Genomic DNA, 3,120 nt, shown 5'->3' with positions numbered 1-3,120 from the left:
ACGCGCACCGTCCACCCCAGGCGCACGGTCTTCTACGAGATCATCGAGCGGGCCGGCGCGGACAGCTTCGGCGGCGGCAACGTCCGCGCACTGTACGACGCCGTCCAGGCGGAGAAGGCCGAGCACGAGGCCGCCGCGAACGCCGACGGGGAGGCCGCGTGACCGACCCGGCGGTCGCCGGCCTGCTCACCCCCGCCGACGCGGAGGCGCTCGCGGCGGCGGTCCTGCCCGCCGGCGTGGAGCGCTTCGTCGGCGGGGCGGCGGGCGCGGAGCTCACCCTCCGCGCCAACCGCGCCGCGTTCGACCGGCTCCATCTGGTCCCCCGGGTGCTCTCGGACGTCTCGTCCGTGAGCACCGCCCGCGCCCTGCTCGGCACGGACTGTGCCCTCCCGGTGGCCGTGGCCCCGATGGCGTACCAGCGGGCCGTGCACCCGGACGGCGAACTGGCCGCCGCCCGCGCCGCCCACGACGCCGGTGTCCCCTTCACCGCCTGCACGTTCAGCAGCACCAGCGTGGAGGACATCGCCGCCACCGGCGTCGCCACCTGGTTCCAGCTGTACTGGCTGCGCGACCGCGGCCACACCGAGGAGCTGCTGAAGCGCGCCGAGGCGGCCGGCTGCCGTGCGTTGATGCTGACCGTCGACACGCCCCGGATGGGACGCCGCACGGCCGACATGCGCGGCGCCTTCGCCCTGCCCGACGGGGTGTCACCCGTGCACTTCGGCCCCCGTCCCGACGGCGTGCCGCGCACCGCGAGCAGCGGCGTCAGCGCGGTCGCCGCACAGACCGCCGACGTCGTCGACCCGTCCCTCACCTGGACCGACCTCGACTGGCTGCGCGCGCACACGCACCTGCCCCTGGTCCTCAAGGGCGTGCTGGACCCGGCCGACGCCGAACGCGCCGCCGCCTGCGGCGTGGACGCGCTGGTGGTGTCCAACCACGGCGGCCGCCAGCTCGACGGCGCGCTTCCCGCCCTGGACGCCCTGCCCGCCGTGGCCCGGGCCGTCGCGGGACGGTGCGAGGTGCTCCTCGACAGCGGCATCCGCAGCGGCACGGACGTCCTGAAGGCTCTCGCTCTCGGCGCGGACGGCGTACTGCTGGGCCGCCCCGTGCTGTGGGGCCTCGCGGCCGGAGGACGACAGGGCGTACACAGGGTGCTCCAACTCGTCCGCGAGGAGCTGGAACTGGCCCTCGCGCTGGCCGGCTGCCCGGACCTCGCCGCCGCGGCCCGGCTGCGCACCGTCGTGGGTCCGGCAGGTGAGGCGGGATGACCACCACCGCGGAAAGCCTCGACCCGGCCGCCCTCCACCCCTCGGTGGGCGACCCGCTGCTGTCCTCGATGAACTTCCTCAACGAGGTCGCGGGCCGCTACCCGGACGCGCTCTCCCTCGCCGCGGGCACCCCGTACGAGGGCTTCTACGACGTCGAGGACATCCACCGCGCGCTGCGGGTCTTCACCGACCACCTGCGCACGGAACGGGGCTTCGGCGAGCAGCGGGTCCGGCGCACCCTGCTTCAGTACGGACGCACCAAGGGCATCATCCACGAGCTGATCGCCCGCCAGCTGGCCGAGGACGAGGGCATCCACGTCGATCCGGAGGCCGTCGTCGTCACCACGGGCTGCCAGGAGGCGCTCTTCCTCACCCTTCGGCTGCTGCGCCGCGACGACCGCGACGTGCTGCTGGCCGTCACCCCCGCCTACGTCGGCGTCACCGGGGCGGCACGGCTCCTGGACCTGCCGGTGCGCCCGGTCGCCGAGGGCCCGGACGGCGTCGACCTGGACGACCTGCGACGGCGGCTCCACGAGGCCCGCGCCGCCGGGCTGCGCCCGCGCGCCCTGTACGTCGTCCCCGACCACGCGAACCCCTCCGGCATCCGGATGCCGGAACCGGTCCGCCGTGACCTCCTCGACCTCGCGCAGCGGGAGGACATCCTCCTCCTGGAGGACAACCCGTACGGCCTCTTCCCGCGCCGGGGGATGCGACTGCCGACCCTCAAGGCCCTTGACGCCGGGCGCCGGGTCGTCCACCTCGGTTCGCTGGCGAAGACGGTGTTCCCGGGCGTGCGGATCGGCTACGCGGTGGCCGACCAGCCCGTCGGGGACGGGCCCTACCTGGCCGACCTGCTCGCCAGGGCCAAGAGCATGGTCACCGTCAACACCTCACCCCTCGCCCAGGCCGTGGCCGGGGGCAGGCTGCTGGAGCACGGGTGCAGCCTGGTCCGCGCCAACGAACGGGAGAGCGAGGTGTACCGGGAGGGCCTCGACCGGATCGTCGACGGACTCGCCCGCCGTTTCCCCGACCCGTCGGTGTCCGGGGTGAGCTGGAACAGTCCCGAGGGCGGCTTCTTCGTCGTCGTCCAGGTGCCGTTCGACGTCACCGACGCGGTACTGGAGCGCTCGGCGCGCGACCACCGGGTGCTGTGGACGCCACTGCACCACTTCTACGACGCCGCGGCAGCGGACACCGGAACCGGTGTCGGACCGTTGCGCTGTCTGCGCCTGTCGTGCAGCGCGCTCGGTCCCGAGGACATCGAGGAGGCGCTCGACCGCTTCGCCGCCTTCGTACGTTCCTGCTGACGCGCCCGCGCCGCCAGGGGCGCACCCCTGATGCCTGCCGCTCCTGGCGCGCTGTGCACGGGTGACGAGACGACAGGCCGCCGTCGATCCGCCGCCGTCGAAGGCCACAACAACAAGATCAGGCGTTGTCACGTACAAAGCCAACTTCGCCCGGACACGGTTCACTTCATGTGCGTCCATCCACCCAACATGCTCAGGAACAGGCCCAACCCAAAGACCCAACGGAGTCCTGTTAGTTGGCGGATGAGCGCTCTACTTGGCGGGGCCGGCGTCCTCCTCGTCGGGACCGGAGGTGGCCTGACCCAGCCCCCGGCCGCGTGAGCGGAGATTGGTGAAGGGCCAGGTCTCGCCCTCCCCCGCATAGCTGCCCTCAATGTGCCAGCCCGCGTCGTCGGGCTCCTGCTCGTGCGGGAAGCGCAGCGGGAAGGTGCCGAGCGAGTAGCGCGGCTCCCAGCGCCCGGCGCCGACCAGCAGGTCGTACGCCCGGTGCAGGGCCGGGGAATTGGGTGCGGCGGCGAACGGCCCCTGTGCCATCCCGCCGA

General features: G+C 73.6%; 2 protein-coding genes and 1 pseudogene. 2 read left to right on the top strand and 1 reads right to left on the bottom strand.

From position 1 onward, the window contains the following. The first annotated feature begins 158 nt into the window (after window positions 1-158). Complete coding sequence (locus tag RIM90_RS21910; RefSeq protein ID WP_309062444.1) at window positions 159-1,271, top strand: alpha-hydroxy acid oxidase; 1,113 nt, start codon at window positions 159-161, stop codon at window positions 1,269-1,271. Continuing rightward, the gene (locus RIM90_RS21905; protein ID WP_309062443.1) at window positions 1,268-2,578 is read left to right on the top strand and encodes a PLP-dependent aminotransferase family protein; all 1,311 of its coding nucleotides are present in this window, start codon (window positions 1,268-1,270) and stop codon (window positions 2,576-2,578) included. Before RIM90_RS21910 ends, RIM90_RS21905 begins: the two co-directional genes overlap by 4 nt. 303 nt (window positions 2,579-2,881) lie before the next feature. Here the strand turns inward: RIM90_RS21905 and RIM90_RS21900 are convergent. Next, a pseudogene (locus tag RIM90_RS21900) lies at window positions 2,882-3,120 on the bottom strand (phytanoyl-CoA dioxygenase); the annotation flags it as partial.

Source organism: Streptomyces sp., from assembly GCF_031181555.1.
Classification (GTDB): domain Bacteria; phylum Actinomycetota; class Actinomycetes; order Streptomycetales; family Streptomycetaceae; genus Streptomyces; species Streptomyces fimbriatus.
The sequence above is the reverse complement of the archived record's forward strand: the minus strand, read 5'-3'. Positions and strand labels throughout refer to the sequence as shown.